This window comes from Citrobacter sp. CRE-46 (assembly GCF_059615875.1).
This window is the reverse complement of the sequence record NZ_CM184341.1, coordinates 1,999,891-2,018,231: the sequence shown is the minus strand read 5'-3', so window position 1 is coordinate 2,018,231 and position 18,341 is coordinate 1,999,891. Positions and strand designations below refer to the sequence as shown.

Genomic DNA, 18,341 nt, shown 5'->3' with positions numbered 1-18,341 from the left:
GTTCAAATCGCCGTTGTCGTGAACAACTCAGTCAGCATCCGTTTTACACCCACGTCCCAGTGCGGTAATACCAGATCAAAGTTATTCTGGAATTTTTCAGTGTTCAGGCGAGAATTTTCTGGACGGCGTGCGGGTGTAGGATAAGCACTGGTCGGCACTGCATTTAACTGGGTCAATGCCAGCTCAATTCCTGCCTTACGGGCTTCATTGAACACAAGTGCAGCATAGTCATGCCAGGTCGTGGTTCCACCCGCAACCAGGTGGTAGAGTCCAGCCACGTCGGGTTTGTTCATCGCAACACGGATAGCATGCGCCGTACAGTCAGCGAGAAGTTCAGCCCCGGTTGGCGCACCGAACTGGTCGTTAATCACCGAAAGCTCTGCGCGCTCTTTTGCCAGTTTCAGCATCGTTTTCGCAAAATTATTGCCTTTACCGGCATACACCCAGCTGGTTCTGAAAATCAGATGGTTGGCACAGTGCGTTTGTAGTACTTTTTCACCCGCCAGTTTGGTTTCACCGTAGACATTAAGCGGCGCTGTAGCATCTGTTTCTCGCCATGGTGTTTCGCCGGTACCAGGAAAAACGTAGTCCGTGGAGTAATGCACTACCCACGCCCCGATTTCTGCGGCAGCTTTGGCAATTGCCTCCACGCTGGTCGCATTTAGCAATCGCGCAAATTCTATTTCAGACTCGGCCTTATCCACCGCCGTATGGGCGGCTGCGTTGACGATAACGTCAGGTCGGATACGACGGACAGTATCTGCCACGCCCTGCGGATTACTAAAGTCACCACAATAGTCAGTTGAATGTACATCTAACGCGATCAGGTTCCCCAGCGGGGCTAGTGCGCGTTGTAGTTCCCAACCCACCTGCCCTGTTTTACCAAACAGCAGAATATTCATTAGTTGCGTTCTCCGTAATTCTGCTCGATCCACGTCTTGTAGGCGCCGCTTTTCACATTTTCAACCCACTGCGTATTCGACAGATACCATTCAACAGTCTTACGGATCCCGCTCTCGAAGGTTTCCAGCGGCTTCCAGCCCAGTTCAACGCTGATTTTCGCTGCATCAATCGCATAGCGGCGATCGTGCCCAGGCCTATCCGCCACATACGTTATTTGATCGCGGTAAGAACCTTCTTTAGGCACAATCTCATCCAGTAGATCGCAAATAGTATGTACCACGTCCAGGTTTTTCTTCTCGTTATGACCACCGATATTATAGGTTTCACCTACAATGCCCCTGGTCACAACGGTGTATAACGCTCGGGCATGATCTTCAACATACAACCAGTCGCGAATCTGATCGCCTCTGCCATAAATTGGCAATGCTTTACCCTCAAGTGCATTCAGGATCACCAGCGGAATCAGCTTTTCAGGGAAGTGATACGGGCCATAGTTGTTGGAACAGTTGGTGACGATTGTCGGAAAACCATAGGTGCGTAACCATGCGCGAACCAGGTGATCGCTGGAGGCTTTAGAAGCCGAGTACGGACTACTTGGGGCATAGGCCGTTTTTTCAGTAAACAGAGGTAACACACTACCGACAGCCGTTTCGTCTGGATGGGGCAGGTCGCCGTATACTTCATCCGTGGAGATATGATGGAAACGAAATGCCTGTTTTTTATCTGCATCCAGCCCGTTCCAGTAGCCACGAGCGGCTTCGAGTAATACATAAGTGCCGACGATATTCGTTTCAATAAAGTCTGCAGGACCAGTAATAGAGCGATCAACATGACTTTCAGCAGCCAGATGCATTACTGCATCTGGTTTATGCGCGGCGAAAATATGTTCCATAGCCGCCTTATCACAAATATCCGCGAGTTCAAAATAATATCGACTATTTTCACTGACCTCAGCAAGGGACTCAAGGTTACCGGCGTAGGTAAGTTTATCGACATTAATAACAGTATCCTGAGTATTTTTAATAATATGACGAACTACTGCAGATCCAATGAAACCCGCCCCACCAGTAACTAGTATTTTCACGTTTTAATTCCGAATATCGTTTATATGAATACTATTAACATGCTGGCACATAATGCGCATCTGGGCATTATGCACGCTACCGCCCCTGGCCTTGCAGCAACCAGAGCACTACTTGAATGATAAAGATGTAACCTGCCCGCCAGCTATCGCAAAGCAGGCAAAATTCAAACGCTAATTGTCTTACCAAATGCTTACAGAAACAAGAAAAAATCCAACAAAAAACAGATTAAACTTAGTAGGTTAACTCGTTGTAATTCTTTATTTTTAATATGAAAAACGACAGTAACACTCCGCTGCATAAATCATAGGCGTTGGGGTGTTAGCTGCCGCTATTTTTTCTGGCTGACCGTCACAAAGTCCTGTGAATCTCTACTCGTTAAGTAGCTTTTCGATGCTCTTACGGAACTTAGCCCCTTCCTTCAGATTACGCAAACCATACTTAACGAACGCCTGCATATAGCCCATTTTTTTACCGCAGTCGTAACTGTCGCCCGTCATTAACATGGCATCGACAGACTGTTTTTTCGCCAGTTCTGCAATCGCATCTGTTAACTGAATACGTCCCCACGCACCAGGTTGTGTATGCTCTAATTCAGCCCAAATATCAGCCGAAAGCACATAGCGCCCTACCGCCATCAGATCGGAATCCAGCGTTTGCGGTTGATCTGGTTTCTCAATAAATTCAATGATACGGCTGACTTTACCTTCGTTGTCCAAAGGCTCTTTGGTCTGAATAACGGAATACTCGGACAGATCGCCATCCATACGCTTAGCCAGCACCTGACTGCGCCCGGTTTCATTAAAACGAGCAACCATGGCAGCCAGATTGTAGCGCAGAGGGTCCGCACTTGCTGTATCCAGAACGACGTCCGGTAATACAACGACGAACGGGTTGTCCCCGATAATTGGGCGAGCACAAAGAATTGAATGACCAAGACCGAGTAATTGCGCCTGGCGAACGTTCATGATAGTCACGCCTGGAGGACAGATGGACTGCACTTCAGCCAGCAACTGGCGCTTGACGCGCTGCTCAAGCAACGATTCGAGTTCATAAGATGTATCGAAGTGGTTTTCTACTGCATTCTTTGACGCATGCGTTACCAGAACGATTTCTTTAATGCCAGCAGCTACAATCTCGTCGACAATGTATTGAATCATCGGCTTGTCTACGATCGGCAGCATCTCTTTAGGGATTGCCTTCGTGGCAGGCAACATGTGCATCCCGAGGCCCGCTACCGGAATAACTGCTTTCAAATTAGTCATTAAGTCATTCACCTATTCAATTGTTGCTGAATTATAGCTTTTTAGCTTGTTTTAGCCAGTATGAATTACATTACACCGATACAGCGCATGTTACGCCGCTTATCTGCGGAATGCAGTAATCTTAAGCTCAAGTAGATTCAATTCGAGCCAGGAATGGTCGCAAAGTTACCTCCCCTGTCCCGGTAGTCGGAAATTCACCGCTTCAACATTCACCACCTGATGGTTTATACGGTCAATGTCAACTGAACTTTGCCCGGTTTCGTTTACCGCATGGATATTCGCCAGTGATAGCAAGGTATCCTGTTTAGCCATAAATTTTCCGCGTACATCCTGGCGCAGATCAAAATGCATCTTTAGCGCGGGTCCCGTCGTGGATTGCTGCATAACCTTGATGTTACGTAAGAAAAGGTGTTGCGGTTGGTTGTGCAACTCCAGCGTGGCGCGCTTCATCGCCACATTAGTGATGGCCACAAATGACGTGGCATTGCCCGAGGATATCTGAATGCCGCGTAATTTGTATTCAAGTTTTGAGTTATCCAGATGAATATTATTTAATTTAAAGTTTTGCGGAATGGATAAATATCGTCCTTTGATGACGCCATAGCCAATGAGCATACCGGCGCTATTCTCCATATTGATATTATCAATAACGAAATTATCACACCCATAAATCGCGACCGTTGCATTATCAATGCCCGCTTTCTTACTGAAATCCGGAGTGATATTTCGCGCGGTAATATTACGAATGACAAAATGTTTGCCGTTCTCCACATGGACTAACTGTCGACAGTCGGAACCGGTGATGTTCGCCACCACAAAGTTTTTTACCGCCAGTTCCTCGGGATAGCTATTGTCATAAGTACTCCCCGCCAGCCCGATACCGATGCCCCAGTTCACATTGCCGTTGGTACAGTTGATACGTTCGATAACATGGTCAGAAATGAGGATATTGCTGTCGTTAATCGCCACATTCCATTCGATAGCGTCCCCTTGTAAATCGCTAAAACGGCTGTTCGTGATCTTTACGCCGTCCATGCGGTTATGAAAGCCCTGACGCAGGATCCCATAGTTAGCGCGCGTGACGGTAATATCATCGATCGTCAGATTGCGCATCAGCCTTGAGGTTTTGCCGCCAATGTAGATTTGCGTCACCGGAGCAAAACCACTCATGGCAATCCCTTTTATCACGCAGTCCGAACCCCGCACATCGAGAGTAACGTTCCTCAGGCTACCGCCCTGCTCGCCCATGACCTTGCATCCATCCTGCAGAACAAAGCGCCCACGCCCATTGCCGCTGATGCGGCCTTGAACGGATAGCGTTTTGCCTGGCGGAATAATAATTGCGGTATTGATATTCTTACATTCCAGCCCTTCGGGTACGACTACCGTTTGCCCTTCCGTGAATGCCTGCCTGAAAGATGCGACCCAATCCTTTGGGTTGTAATCCTGAATATTGACGCTGCCAGATGATTCAAGCGCCCGACCAACGGGAGAGTGCAGCACGACAAGCGCAGAGCTTGCCGTCAGAAAACTACGACGTGAGAGTTTTTTCTCTGACATACAACCTCGATTTACATCGTTTGCAGCAGGCTGGCTAACTGTTTATTGATCGCTAACTGATTAAATTCAGCTTCAATTTTTTCTCGCGCGCATTGCACAATCGGCTGCACCTGTTCACTGTCGAGCAGGCTGAATGCCGCTAACCGTTCAGCCAACGCCTGGGCATCGTTTTCCGGTGCCAGCCAGCCAGATTTACCCGACTCCACCAGCTCAGGGATCCCGCTATGAACCGTCGAAATGACCGGGATCCCCACCGACATCGCCTCCATCAGCGCTACCGGGATCCCCTCCATATCGCCATCCCTGCCGGTAATCGAAGGCAGCAGAAATACATCTGCTTGCTCAAGCATCTCCTTCACCTGATGACTGGGTTTAAAGCCAGGCATCTCAATCACATCATCGAGTTGGTATTGTTCGATCAGCGTCCGCAGACGACGTTCCCAGGGACCAATGCCAAGAATGCGATAGCGAAATAAGACGCCCTGCTCTTTCAACTGCCGACAGGCTTCGATGGCGACGTGCAGCCCTTTTTTCTCGGTTAAGCGCGCGACAGAAATAATCTCCAACGGCGCGGCTGGCGATTTCAGTTGGCGCGGGGTAAAACGCGTCATATCGATTCCCATACGCGAGACGGCAATTTTCTGCGGCGGACATCCCATGTTTTTTAAACGTCCGGCCCAGAGATTGCTGATGGGCAGCATCAAGTCACCGCGCTGAAACAGCTGCTGATATTCGGGGGTATAGCGGGCCAATACATCCCGGTGCGAAACATCAACGCCATGAAATACCGTGGCTATTTTCCCGCGGATCATTCCCAGCTCACGCAGTTTGGCAGCCGTCACGCCTGCCGGGCCAAAGTGCGCAATAAAGACATCCGCCTGAAATGCCTGCGGATTCCCACCGCAAATAGCCGCCAAAATCAAATTGCGCGCCTCGTCGCCATAGCGAGAGATATTCAGCGCTTTCCAGGTGGCTGCGCGGGTGATGCCCTGCAATGCAGCCGCCGCCCTGAATTTCAGCTTTGCCAGTTTGCCGTCCGGTTCATTCAGCAACCAGCGCGTTTTGTCGCCCAATTGGTAGGTATTAAATGAGGCATGCGTATTTTCAAGATCGCCCTTATGCATCGCGACAATCTCCACCTCATAGCCCATATCGATGAACGCAGTGATCTGATTTAATACGAAGGTCTCTGAGGAGAGTGGAAATTTAAGCAGGAAAAAACCAATCTTCATTTTTCCCCCTCAATGCGCGTTAATACCGACTGCACCATACGCACCCCACGTTCGCGTTCACGCATAACCGCGTCCCCTACCCGTATGTTCAGGTCAGGAAGCTGTCCGAGAATATCGGCGACTTTGCCCTCAAGGCTGCCATCCAGCAAATGGCGAATATCGACGGCCATCTCCGGTAGCCCCAGTTGCTGCATGATCCCTGCCGATTTATGCTCATAGTTAATGGCGATGGCGGGCGTCATAAAATTCATCGAGATGATGGCTGAGTGCAGGCGAGTGCCCACCGTCAGGTCGCATGCCCCGAGAATTTTTCCCATCTCAAGGTCGTTGAGTTCATCCATTACCACATGATAACGGGCCGGGTCGTTAACATGCTGACGCAGGTTCAACGCCACCATACGATCATCTTTGTTGTAACTATCGATACCGGTACAGGTTGACAACGCTATCACCTGGTACCCTTCATCGAGAATGCGGTTCACTACCCCGGCAAAGGCTTGTTCATAAGCCTGTTGCGTCGTCCCCAGACGCTTATCAAAGGGCGCCAGCTCACGCAAAGTAATGGCCACAGTCTTCTGCTTTGCCACCATTTGCAACCAGTGCTGTACGGCATAGCCTGGCTCAAAATCCTCATGATGATTGTCGACCAGCCAGGCGGTATCCACGCCTGCCTCTACCTTTTCCGTGGTTATTGCGCTGCGTTTCATCAGTTCCAGACTAACTGATTCGCGCAAAATCAGCGCGTTACAGTGGCCAAAAACGTAGTTTGCCAGTTGATTAAACTGCTCATCCTGGAATGGCCCCACGCTGTGCCCAATCATGTACAGCGGTTTTTTCGCCATAAATGAACACAGGGCATGTTCGAACTGCGGCACGCCATACAAATCAACAAAAAACGATCCGCCGACCTGGATGATGGCGTCATAGCGCGACAGTAAACGGACAAAATCGGTAAATCCCTGGGCGATAGCGATGTTGCGCAGATTACCGGAGTCGGTGACGCGCGAGAGCAGCACCTGGTGCTGATAGCGACGGCGCAAGACTTTCTTCACCCGACCCATCACGCCCGCGGCGTTGTTGTGTTGCTTCATCTGCGAATATAACGGATCGCCCATCACCGGACGATTGAGTAACCATGAGGAGCTTACCGGGTAGCGGCTCATAACATCGACTTCAGTCTCGGGACGCTGCGCGTTAATGGCATCCAGCAAACCGCGCAGAATAGCGCTATCCCCTCGGTTCCCGCAGGTATGGTTGCCCAAAATTAATAGTTTCATTATGACCTCTTAAAGCGTTGTTCTTATCCTGCACGGAGCAAGGTTTTCATTTTTTCACTGCGACAGAGCTGGCGTTTTATTTCCACCACCAGCGGGTGGCGCGACAGCACAATCATCACCGCAAACGCCAGCGTTCCCGCCGCGATTTGCAACCCCAGCACCGCGCTTAGCGGCAGTTGGTTGCTCAGCGTAAAACCCAGCGCATAGCTCACAACCACGGTTGGCAAGGAGAGATACAACGGTAGCCACAGACTAAGCATGTACTGGCGGTAGCTGGAGCCAAGGACGGGTTTGATCATCACGAAATAACTGAGGATGGTGTTAATTATCTGCACCAGCAAAAAGCCCAGCGTCACGCCTGTCGCCCCCGCCAGATGTCCACCGATGAAAATGGCCGGAATAAACAGAAAGGTTTTGAACACATTAAACTTGAAGCTGATATCTACCCGCGCCTTCGCCATCAGCAGTGAACCGATCGGATTCCCGACAGAGCGCAGTAGCCCGACAATGCACAACAATTGCAGGATGGGGACAATACCGTTCCACTTCTCGCCAAATACCAGCGGCACCAGATTGTTCGCTACCACCATTAATCCCAGCAGCGCCGGAAAATTGATGATCCCGACCACCGACAGCAGTTTGTAAAAATTCACCCGCAGTTTTTCGCTGTCGTCCTGAATTTTGGCAAACGCCGGAAACAGAACGCGGGTAATGATCGGGTTCAGTTTGATTGGCGGTACAACCGCCACGTTCCAGGCAAGATTGAATCCCCCCGCGACGCTTGCCCCCAACGTTCTGGCCAGCACCAGCGTAGAAAGATTGGTATTGATATAATTAATAATGCTATCCGCCGTCAGCCATGCGCCGAAACGTAGGTTTGACGAAACGGAAGCCAGCGAGAAATGCAGCCCCGGACGGTAAATCTGGCGACCAAAATAGCCGAACAGCAGCGTACGTAGCGTACTGTTCACCAGATACCCAAGAATAGCCGTCAGCGCGAGCGGCCAGAAATGGGCGCTCACCACGGTAAAGGTAAAGCCGGCCAGCACCGAACTGGTCTCAATCATGCCGATTTTGTTAAAGGCCAGTTCTTTTTGCATCAGCGCGCGAAACTGCTGGCCGTGCGGTATCACCACAAACGCCAGTGATAACGTTTTGATGAGCGGAGCCAGTTCGGGGTTATTGAGTACGTTGGCAATTGTCTCGCTAAGCAGAAACATCGTCACGCATACCACAATACCGAGTCCGACATTGAGCCAGTACAAGGTGGTCAGTTCAAGGTAGCCAATCTCTTTGCGCTGAATAATGGAGTTGGCAATGCCAAAGTCAGACAACGTGTCGGCCAGCGCAATGATCACCAGCGCCACGGTTAACAACCCGAACTGGTGATTATCAATAATCCGCGCAAGGACGGTCATCTGGATAAGTCCGAGGCCAATAATGATCACCGTGGCAATTGCCGACCACTTCGCGCCATTCAGCGTTTTTTCTCGTAAACTCATGTTAATACGCCGCTTTGTTCACAAAGCCTTTAAATATCGTCAGAAAAACAATTTTGATATCGAACCATAAGCTCCACTCGCGAATATATTCGAGGTCAAATTCCACACGTTTTTCCATTTTTTCCAGCGTATCGGTTTCCCCCCGCCAGCCGTTGATTTGCGCCCAACCGGTAATGCCCGGCTTCACCTTATGACGTAACATGTAACCCTCAATCAGTTGGCGGTACTGTTCGTTATGCGCCACCGCGTGCGGACGTGGCCCGACGATAGACATCCCTCCCGTCAGCACGTTAATAAACTGCGGTAACTCATCCAGCGACGTCCGGCGCAGAAAATTCCCCACCGGCGTCACGCGTGGGTCGTTTTGCGTCGCCTGCGTCACCACCGCGTCGTTTTCCATCACTTTCATTGAACGAAACTTCCAGACTTTGATCGGCTTCCCATCCATGCCGTAACGGGTCTGGCGGAAAATTACCGGTCCTTTTGAGGTCAGTTTCACCAGTAACGCAATGCCACACAGCACCGGGGAAATCAGCAGCAGGATCAGCGAGGCCAGCACGATATCTTCCGCACGCTTCAACAGACGGTTAATGCCCGAGAGCGGCGTGTCATACAGCGGCACCACCGGAACACCGTTCATCTCTTCAATCCGTGAATGCAGGATGTTGAAGGTAAAGACATCGGGGATGAGGATCACTGAGCAGGTCGTATCTGCCAGATCACGCACCAGTTTTTTTACGCTGGCGCCATCGTTCATCGACATGGCGATATAGACGTTATGAATGCGTGAAGCTTTAGCGTCATCCACCAGTTGTTGCAGATTCCCGGCCCAGTCGCGGGAGTTTTTGCCGGGGATAGGATCGTGATAGACACCGGCCACTTCAAACCCCAGCCACGGTTCATGGCGAAAGCTGTCCAGCAGCATTTGCCCGGCGGGCAGGTTGCCTGCCACCGCGACCCGGCGGGTGTTGTAACCGCGATTACGCAGCCAACCCGCCCCGTAGCGAATAAACGAACGACTCAACACCAGCCCCACGCTTGACAGCAGATACCACGCCAGCCAGACCGCAAGACGGTTATCGAAATCATTATTAAAGGCAATTAAGCCTGCGCTAAAAATCAGGCTCAGCGTCCAGTTTTGCAGCAACAGCACCAGCTCAGTGGATATTTTGACGCCGCGCCAGGAGCGATAAAAATCCGTTATCCCGCCGAGCATCTGAAAAACCACCAGCGTGATCAACGCCACCAGCAGGTGCATGTACAGGAAAGGCAAACCGCTTAATTCGCAGATTACCCATAGCCCGCCAAACATGATGGTGATATCCGAAAAGCGTTGCACCATCGAAATTAACGACGCATTGGTTTTGGCGCGTTCGCGCTTCTTTAGATGTGTCATCGTGGTTCCTGTTAGTCGCCCTGGCCCATCATCGGGCAAAGGAAGCACCGGCATTACTGATTCAGCAACGCCAGAAGAGTGCGCGTTCGCGCTTCCATCAACGGAATATCTCCGCGCGATTCCACGTTCAGGCGCACCACCGGTTCGGTATTGGAAGAGCGTAAATTGAAGCGCCAGTCGACAAACGACATGCTGATGCCATCCGTTCTGTCCACCGTCAGCGCTTCCCGGGAAAAGTGCTGCTCCACGCGCGCAATGGCCGCCGTCGGCTCTGCCAGCGTACTGTTTATTTCTCCACTCGCCGGGTATGCCGCCATCCGGTCACGGACCAGTTCGCCCAGTGACTGTCCTTTCAGGCACAGCAGTTCCGCCACCAGCAGCCACGGGATCATCCCGCTGTCGCAGTAAGCAAAGTCGCGAAAATAGTGATGCGCGCTCATCTCGCCGCCGTAAATGGCATCTTCATGGCGCATACGCTCTTTGATAAACGCGTGTCCGGTTTTTGACATCACCGGTTTACCGCCGGCCGCCGTCACCACATCCACAGTATTCCAGGACAGGCGCGGGTCGTGGATGATTTTCGCCCCCGGATTCTTATCCAGAAACGCTTCCGCCAGCAGACCGACAATGTAGTACCCCTCAATGAACTGGCCTTTTTCATCGAACAGGAAGCAGCGGTCAAAATCCCCGTCGAAGGCAATCCCCATATCCGCGCCGTGTTCAATCACTGCATTGCGCGTGTCTGCCCGGCACTCCGGCAGCAGAGGGTTGGGAATACCGTTGGGGAAATTGCCATCCGGCGTGTTGTGAATTTTGATGAACTCGACCGGCACGCCCAGCGCCTTAAAACGGGCTTCAATGGCGTCCACCACCGGGCCTGCCGCGCCGTTACCGGCATTGAGCACCAGCTTCATCGGTTTCAGGTTGCCGGGATTGATGTAACCCAGCAGGTGGTCGATGTAGGCATCGCGAGGATTGATCCGCTGGTAGCGGCCACGTTTGCTCTCATCAACCGCCGGGAAGTCATTCGCTTCCGCCAGACGCTGCACGTCGCGCAGACCGGTATCACCGCTGATGGGCCGTGCCCCTTCCCGCACCAGCTTCATGCCGTTGTAATCCAGCGGATTATGGCTGGCGGTCACTTCAATGCCGCCATCAACGCCAAGATGGAAAGTGGCGAAATAAATCTCTTCGGTGCCCGACATGCCAATATCCAGCACATCCACCCCTGCATCCTGCAGGCCTTTCGCCAGCGCCAGCTTCAGCGTCTCGCTGGTCAGGCGGGCATCGCCGCCGAGGACGATGGTTTTCGGCTGCAGAAACTCGCCGTAAGCGCGGCCAATACGCCACGCAATCTCTTCATTTAACTCTTCGCCCAGTCGGCCGCGGATGTCATACGCTTTAAAACAGGTCAGTTTTGTCATGATTTACCCTTTTTCAGGCAACAAGAGGCCCTGACTCTTAATGAGCCTTTTTAATAAGTGTTAATGCATTGCCCGGTGCGCTTCCCTTACCGAGCCTACGCTGTTGCAGGCCGGATAAGCGCATCCGGCATCAGGCGCGCCCGTATCTGTCCGCAAACCGCACCACATCATCCTCATCGAGGTAAGATCCGGAGCGTACTTCAATCAGATCGAGCGGGATTTTTCCGGGGTTCTCCAGACAGTGGGTCGCTCCCAGCGGAATATAGACAGACTCGTTTTCAGCGAGCAGTTTGATATCATCATTAATTGTCACTTTCGCGGTACCTGCAACCACAACCCAGTGCTCAGCCCGATGATGATGCATCTGCACGGACAATCCCTCGCCAGGCTTGACGGTAATTCGCTTGACCTGGTAACGGTCTCCGGCATCAATGGAGTCATATTTGCCCCACGGACGATAAACTTCGCGGTGAATGTGGTGCTCATGGCGCCCGTCAGCTTTAATTTTCTCCACCACTTTTTTGACATCCTGTACCGCGTTGCGATCGGCAATCAGTACCGCGTCTTTGGTCTGCACCACCACCAGATCTTTCACCCCGACGGTCGTCACCAACCCGGATTCGGCATAGACGTAGCTGTTTTCCGTTTTGTGGCTAATGACATCGCCGTGATGCACATTACCTTCAGCAGTATGGGCGCTGATTTCCCACAATGATGACCAGGAGCCGACATCGCTCCAGCCTGCATTCATAGGCATCACCACCGCATCGGCCGTACGTTCCATTACCGCATAGTCCACAGACTCTTCCGGGCAGGCGAGAAACGCCTGTTCATCAACGCGAATAAAATCGAGATCGGGGTCGACGGTGCTCATGGCGTTTTCGCAGGCCTCAAGAATATCGGGACGATACTTTTTCAATTCTTCCAGGTAACGGCCTGCCCGGAACAGGAACATCCCGCTGTTCCAGTAGTAGTCGCCGCTTGCCACATACGCCTGTGCGGTTTCCAGATTAGGTTTTTCAACAAACTGCGCCACCTCAAAAGCCACCGCGTCAGTATTCGACGGTGAAACCTCGCCTCGACGGATATAGCCGTAGCCAGTCTCCGGTTGGTCCGGGACGATACCAAACGTCACCAGCTTACCCGCACTGGCATACGGCATCGCATTGCGAACCGCTTCGCGAAATGCCTCTTCGTCGGCAATCATGTGATCGGCCGCCAGCACCAGTAGCAGCGGATCGTCACCCGGACACTGACGTTTTGCCGCCAGCGCAGCCAGCGCTATGGCTGGCGCAGTGTTGCGTCCGGCTGGTTCGAGAATAATGTTCTCGGTCAGTTTGTGCAGTTGCCGTAACTGTTCCGCAACGATAAAACGGTGTTGTTCATTACAGATAACAACCGGGCTTTCGCACTCCACACCGTTCAGACGGCAAATCGTCGTCTGCAACATGGTGAGATCGCCTTTCAGACACAGGAACTGCTTTGGATACAGTACGCGGGACAGTGGCCATAAACGGCTACCCGAGCCACCGGCCATGACTACCGGAAAGAGTTTGTTTTGACTCATCATGTACCCCGAATATCAGCAATAAATTGATTCAGCACGTTTTCTTTATCCAACGAGCGTTCGGCATACTCACGTGCCACCGTGTTAACTTTTGGCATGGTTAGCGCCTGTTGAATCCCGCCAACCAGCGCATTGACTGATTCCGGCTCGACACACACCGCGATGCCAGGATGAGCGTCACACAACTGACCCAATTCGGTCTCAGGCTCAGCGGTAATCACCGCGTTACCGCCAACGGCGAGGATATTAGTCAGTTTGGACGGCAGTACTGCATCCGCCGCGCCACGCTTTTGTACGACCAGATGACAGTCCGCGAGCTTGAGCAGCGCAGGCAGCGCTTCATAAGATTGCAGCGGAAAGAACATTACGTTGCGCAGGTCGCGTTCGCTGACCATGGTCTCCAGTCGCGCTTTGCCCCCGCCCTGCCCGACGATCGCAAACAGCCAGGGTTGCTCACTCAATTGGGCCGCCGCGTCGATGACGCACTCAAGCCCCTGCTTTTCACCGATATTGCCCGAGTAGAGAATGATTTTTTGATCCGCGGGCAATCCCAGTTTCTGGCGCAACGCCAAAGCATCGGCGTCGGTCACGTCACGAAAGCGCGCCACTTCCGACCAGTTCGGAAAGAAAATAACCTTGCGTGGCGCAACGCCTTTTTCCATGGCTTTGCGCATCATGGAACGGGAAATCGTCGAAATATTGTCCACGCTGTGCAAACCACTGCGTTCAAACACGCAGGCCAGTTTCGCCACCATACCGCGCTTGCCTTTGCCTGCCATGCCAAGTCCCAACATGGCATCGACTTCATAATCCTGAATGTGCAGCAGCGTGCGCGCGCCGCTGAGTTTTGCCAGCAAGCGCATCCCCGGCGTACAAAACAGCGTCGGCACCACGCCGATGATGCGATCCGGCTTCCAGCGACGTTGCGCCAGCAGCGGGAAGAAGCTGCTCAGGGCGAAACTGCCCAAATGCAGCAGGCGCTTGAGCGTTGAGGGTTGCTCAGGCACATACAGCGGACAACGCCAGACGGTGGCATCCCCCTCCTCGCGACGATAGCGCCAGGATGAATAGCGACCATTAACTTTCCATTGCGGATAATAAGGCGGCGCGGTGATCACCCGCACGTCATGACCTTGTTGCGCCATCCACTCCACCATTTCACCGGTGTACTTGCCGATACCGGTCAGCTCCGGCGAGTAGTTAATGCCATACACCAGGATCCTCATAGCCCAGGTACTCCGCTCTGACTTGCCTGGCAGAAGTAAGCCCGGCTGTTGGCGTGTACGCTGTCACTGGCCTGAATCTCTGTCGCCGCCAGCCAGCGGTAGGCATCATGTTGTGCATCAGGCAGTTGCAGGTCGTTTTCTGATACGCGCAGACGAAATCCCAGCACGATGTAATGCGTTGAGAAATCATCCCCGGAAAAGTTGTCGTCATAGAAGTGCTGCCAGACACCATAAAACTCAGCGGCGGACAGCGGTAGACGCAACCCCAACTCAGCTTCAGTCAGCCGTTCAAAAGCCGCATGTAGCGATTCATCTTTTTGCACACGACCGCCGGGAACGAACCAGTAGCCCTGCGCCGGACGATTGAGACGCTTACCGAGCAGAAACTCTCCCTCGGCGTTTTCCACGATCAAGTCGATAGAAATCAGCGGGGTTGAACGTACGACGGTGGCAAAATCGTCATGACGTAAAAACATGCTTACCCCCGATAACGCTGCTGGTTTTCAAGGAACCACTGCCAGGTGCTGGCAAGCCCTGCCTCAAGTGATATCTCGTGATACCAGCCCAACTGATGCAAACGCGTAACGTCGAGTAATTTGCGCGGCGTCCCGTCCGGTTTGCTGGCGTCAAACACCACGCGCCCCTTGTAACCCACTACCTTGGCAATGGTCTGGGCCAGTTCACGGATGGTGCAGTCCACGCCGGTACCCACATTGATATGCGACAGCATCGGCTGGGTATATTCCTGCCAGACTTCATGAGCCAGCTCCATTACGTGGATGCTGGCCGCCGCCATATCATCCACATGCAGAAACTCGCGCATCGGCGTGCCGCTTCCCCACACCACCACATCCGGCGCATTTTGCTCGCAGGCTTCGTGAAAGCGGCGCAGCAGCGCCGGGATCACATGCGAATTGCTTGGATGAAAGTTGTCATGCGGCCCGTACAAATTCGTCGGCATCACCGAGCGATAATCACGGCCATACTGACGGTTATACGATTCACACAGCTTGATGCCAGCTATTTTGGCAATCGCATACGGCTCGTTGGTCGGCTCCAGTTGCCCCTGCAAGAGTTCGCTTTCGGCTATTGGCTGGCTAGCATGTTTGGGATAAATACAGGATGATCCGAGAAACAGCAGTTTATTCACGTTATGCAGATGCGCCGCATGAATGATGTTGCTCTCAATCATCATGTTTTCGTAAATAAAATCAGCGGGATACGTGTTATTGGCCACGATCCCACCCACTTTTGCCGCCGCCAGGTACACCTGGTCAATACGTTCAGCGGCGAAGAAGTGACGCACCGCGTCTCCATCCAGCAGGTTAAGCTCATCTCGGGTACGCAGCACCAGTTCGACATTATCTCGTTGGGCCAGCTGTCTTACGATGGCGGCCCCCACCATCCCGCGATGGCCCGCCACAAAAATACGTTGTTTCTTCATCCTCAGTACTCCAGCGCGATGGCAACCTCGTAACCGTGCGACTTCAGCAGGGAATGTTTCTTCGCTGCTTCAAGGTCGTTAGCGACCATTTCAGAGATCATCTGGCGCAGCGTAATTTCCGGTTTCCAGCCAAGTTTTTCATGTGCTCTGGCCGGATCGCCCAATAGCGTTTCTACTTCTGCCGGACGGAAATAGCGCGGATCGACGGCGATTATCACGTCCCCAGGTTTCACACCTGGCGCATCGTGTCCGGTCACGGAAACCACAATGCCTTTTTCATTCACGCCTTCACCTTCAAAACGCAGTTTGATACCCAGTTGCGCCGCCGCCATTTCTACAAACTGACGCACGGAATATTGCACGCCGGTGGCAATGACGAAATCTTCCGGCTGATCCTGCTGCAGCATCATCCACTGCATCCTGACGTAATCTTTGGCATGCCCCCAGTCACGCAGCGAATCCATGTTGCCCAGGTACAGGCACGACTCCAGGCCCTGAGCGATGTTGGCAATGGCGCGGGTGATTTTACGGGTGACGAAAGTTTCACCACGGCGTGGAGATTCGTGGTTAAACAGGATGCCGTTACAGGCATACATACCGTAGGATTCGCGGTAGTTAACGGTAATCCAGTAGGCGTAGAGCTTAGCCACCGCATAGGGCGAACGCGGGTAAAACGGCGTGGTCTCTTTCTGCGGAATTTCCTGTACCAGGCCGTAGAGTTCTGAGGTGGAGGCCTGATAGAAACGGGTCTTCTTTTCCAGACCAAGGAAGCGGATAGCCTCCAGCAAACGCAACGTACCTATTGCATCGACGTCCGCGGTGTATTCCGGTGAGTCAAACGACACCGCGACATGACTCATGGCGCCCAGGTTATAGACCTCATCCGGTTGGACCTCTTTTAAAATACGGGTCAGGTTGGATGAATCCGTCAAATCGCCATAGTGCAGATGGAATTTGGGGTTGCTTGAATGTGGATCCTGGTAGATATGGTCCACACGTTCGGTGTTGAATGATGAAGCGCGACGCTTAATGCCGTGCACTTCATACCCTTTTTCCAGCAGGAATTCTGCCAGGTAAGAACCATCCTGCCCGGTTACGCCAGTGATGAGAGCGACTTTTGACATGTTATTACCTCTTAAATGATCCCCTCAGGGAGTAACTTTCTCGACGCGTTCGCGCGTGACTACTGCGGGGTTTCCCCGACAAACGACATTTGCTGGCAGCGATTTAAATACGCTGCTGCGTGCTCCAACGACGGTGCCATCGCCAATCGTCACGCCTGGCGCGACAAAAACATCTGTCGCCAGCCAGCATTTATCGCCAACCACAATCGGTGTGGCGTTAATATCAAAATATTGGCTGGCGTAATCATGACTTCCGGTACATAAATAACTTTTTTGCGAAATAACCGCGTGTGCGCCAATCGTAATATTACCCAACGTATATAAAACCGCGTCATCACCCACCCAGGCATAATCTCCCAGGGTTAATTTCCACGGATAAGTAATTTTTACTGAAGGTCGAATAACTACGTTTTTTCCTATTTTTGCACCGAACATGCGTAATAAAAACGCACGCCAGCGATACATTACCTGGGGTGACCAACGAAACAGTGTTGCCTGTACCGCCCACCATAATTGCACTTTAATGACACCGCTACCGCGAAAACCTTTCGGCACGTTGAAGCCGCTTAAATCCTGCATAATGTGCCCTTACGTTTTGCCATATAAAGTTTTTGTTTTACCGGTTGTACGCAGCCGTAAATATTCAGAAACCCCAGTCAAAAAACCTGGCATATGTAATATCTGCCGCTGAACTTTTTTTGCATCGCGGCATAATTCCAGATTATTCGTCGTTGACACTCCGCCCATCGAAAACTCCGACACCAGCCCGTCCAGTTTTTTGAAAGCGTAACCAGATTTATATAGTCTGGCGGCCAGCGCGTAATCGGACGATATTTTATATTGCAAATCATAGCGCCAGACATTCAGTCCTGAGAGCGGAAAAAAGATGGCCTGATGGCTGGCAGGCAGGCTGTGATAAATATACCAACCCGGCTTTGCCCGGCGCTTAATTTTGTTGCCATTGCCAAAATCCAGCAACGCGTCGCCGATAACCATGGCTTTATCACTCTGCGTTTTTAACTGGCGGATGAACTGAGCCGCATCGGCATGCAGAATATCCCCGGAATTGAGGAACAGCGCAAAGCGCCCGCGCGCCATCGCAATGCCTTTGTTCATCGCATCATAAATGCCGTTGTCCGGTTCGCTGACAAACCGTAACCGGTGCTCTCCACCGAGACCTTCAAGAAACGCCGACGTACCGTCAGAGGAGCCGCCATCAACAACAATCCACTCAAAACTGATATCGCCTGCCTGCGTCAGGTGTGCCAGCGAGGCGTGAGTTTTGACGATCCCTTCCAGATTGCGAAAGGCGACGGTAATAATACTAAGCAGCATGTGA

At 52.2% G+C, this 18,341-nt stretch carries 16 protein-coding genes; all 16 read right to left on the bottom strand.

Going from position 1 to position 18,341, the window contains the following annotated elements; genetic code table 11:
• Window positions 1-2 precede the first annotated feature (2 nt).
• Complete coding sequence (rfbD, locus tag AC534G_RS09450; RefSeq protein ID WP_110497497.1) at window positions 3-902, bottom strand: dTDP-4-dehydrorhamnose reductase; 900 nt, start codon at window positions 900-902, stop codon at window positions 3-5.
• Window positions 902-1,987 carry a dTDP-glucose 4,6-dehydratase gene (gene rfbB, locus AC534G_RS09445; RefSeq protein WP_110497495.1) on the bottom strand — a complete coding sequence of 362 codons (1,086 nt, stop codon included), beginning with the start codon at window positions 1,985-1,987 and terminating at the stop codon, window positions 902-904. Before rfbB ends, rfbD begins: the two co-directional genes overlap by 1 nt.
• A 369-nt stretch (window positions 1,988-2,356) precedes the next feature.
• On the bottom strand, window positions 2,357-3,250 hold the full coding sequence (galF, locus tag AC534G_RS09440) for a UTP--glucose-1-phosphate uridylyltransferase GalF (RefSeq protein ID WP_087855963.1): 894 nt from the start codon (window positions 3,248-3,250) through the stop codon (window positions 2,357-2,359).
• A gap of 165 nt (window positions 3,251-3,415) precedes the next feature.
• Complete coding sequence (gene wcaM / locus AC534G_RS09435; protein WP_110497493.1) at window positions 3,416-4,810, bottom strand: colanic acid biosynthesis protein WcaM; 1,395 nt, start codon at window positions 4,808-4,810, stop codon at window positions 3,416-3,418.
• Window positions 4,811-4,821: 11 nt separating this feature from the next.
• Window positions 4,822-6,042, bottom strand: a complete 1,221-nt coding sequence (gene wcaL / locus AC534G_RS09430) for a colanic acid biosynthesis glycosyltransferase WcaL (protein WP_110497492.1) — start codon at window positions 6,040-6,042, stop codon at window positions 4,822-4,824.
• Window positions 6,039-7,319 carry a colanic acid biosynthesis pyruvyl transferase WcaK gene (wcaK, locus tag AC534G_RS09425; protein WP_069323499.1) on the bottom strand — a complete coding sequence of 427 codons (1,281 nt, stop codon included), beginning with the start codon at window positions 7,317-7,319 and terminating at the stop codon, window positions 6,039-6,041. The genes wcaL and wcaK overlap by 4 nt, the downstream gene beginning before the upstream one ends.
• Before the next feature lie 23 nt (window positions 7,320-7,342).
• The gene (wzxC, locus tag AC534G_RS09420) at window positions 7,343-8,821 is read right to left on the bottom strand and encodes a colanic acid undecaprenyl disphosphate flippase WzxC (protein ID WP_110497490.1); all 1,479 of its coding nucleotides are present in this window, start codon (window positions 8,819-8,821) and stop codon (window positions 7,343-7,345) included.
• 1 nt (window position 8,822) lies between these two features.
• Complete coding sequence (gene wcaJ / locus AC534G_RS09415; RefSeq protein WP_110497488.1) at window positions 8,823-10,217, bottom strand: undecaprenyl-phosphate glucose phosphotransferase; 1,395 nt, start codon at window positions 10,215-10,217, stop codon at window positions 8,823-8,825.
• A gap of 53 nt (window positions 10,218-10,270) precedes the next feature.
• Window positions 10,271-11,641 carry a colanic acid biosynthesis phosphomannomutase CpsG gene (gene cpsG, locus AC534G_RS09410; protein ID WP_110497486.1) on the bottom strand — a complete coding sequence of 457 codons (1,371 nt, stop codon included), beginning with the start codon at window positions 11,639-11,641 and terminating at the stop codon, window positions 10,271-10,273.
• A 130-nt stretch (window positions 11,642-11,771) separates the two neighbouring features.
• Window positions 11,772-13,208 carry a mannose-1-phosphate guanyltransferase gene (cpsB, locus tag AC534G_RS09405; RefSeq protein ID WP_038641772.1) on the bottom strand — a complete coding sequence of 479 codons (1,437 nt, stop codon included), beginning with the start codon at window positions 13,206-13,208 and terminating at the stop codon, window positions 11,772-11,774.
• Window positions 13,208-14,434 (bottom strand): colanic acid biosynthesis fucosyltransferase WcaI, encoded by a 1,227-nt coding sequence (gene wcaI, locus AC534G_RS09400; RefSeq protein WP_110497484.1) that lies wholly within the window; start codon window positions 14,432-14,434, stop codon window positions 13,208-13,210. The genes cpsB and wcaI overlap by 1 nt, the downstream gene beginning before the upstream one ends.
• Window positions 14,431-14,910 (bottom strand): GDP-mannose mannosyl hydrolase, encoded by a 480-nt coding sequence (locus AC534G_RS09395; protein WP_110497482.1) that lies wholly within the window; start codon window positions 14,908-14,910, stop codon window positions 14,431-14,433. Before AC534G_RS09395 ends, wcaI begins: the two co-directional genes overlap by 4 nt.
• 2 nt (window positions 14,911-14,912) lie before the next feature.
• On the bottom strand, window positions 14,913-15,878 hold the full coding sequence (fcl, locus tag AC534G_RS09390) for a GDP-L-fucose synthase (RefSeq protein WP_038641777.1): 966 nt from the start codon (window positions 15,876-15,878) through the stop codon (window positions 14,913-14,915).
• A 2-nt stretch (window positions 15,879-15,880) separates the two neighbouring features.
• The gene (gene gmd, locus AC534G_RS09385) at window positions 15,881-17,002 is read right to left on the bottom strand and encodes a GDP-mannose 4,6-dehydratase (protein ID WP_038641779.1); all 1,122 of its coding nucleotides are present in this window, start codon (window positions 17,000-17,002) and stop codon (window positions 15,881-15,883) included.
• A 24-nt stretch (window positions 17,003-17,026) separates the two neighbouring features.
• Window positions 17,027-17,581, bottom strand: coding sequence for a colanic acid biosynthesis acetyltransferase WcaF (gene wcaF, locus AC534G_RS09380; RefSeq protein WP_110497481.1), 555 nt, complete (start codon window positions 17,579-17,581; stop codon window positions 17,027-17,029).
• A 9-nt stretch (window positions 17,582-17,590) separates the two neighbouring features.
• Window positions 17,591-18,337: a colanic acid biosynthesis glycosyltransferase WcaE gene (gene wcaE / locus AC534G_RS09375; RefSeq protein ID WP_110497479.1), complete on the bottom strand. Its 747-nt coding sequence runs from the start codon at window positions 18,335-18,337 to the stop codon at window positions 17,591-17,593.
• Window positions 18,338-18,341 lie beyond the last annotated feature (4 nt).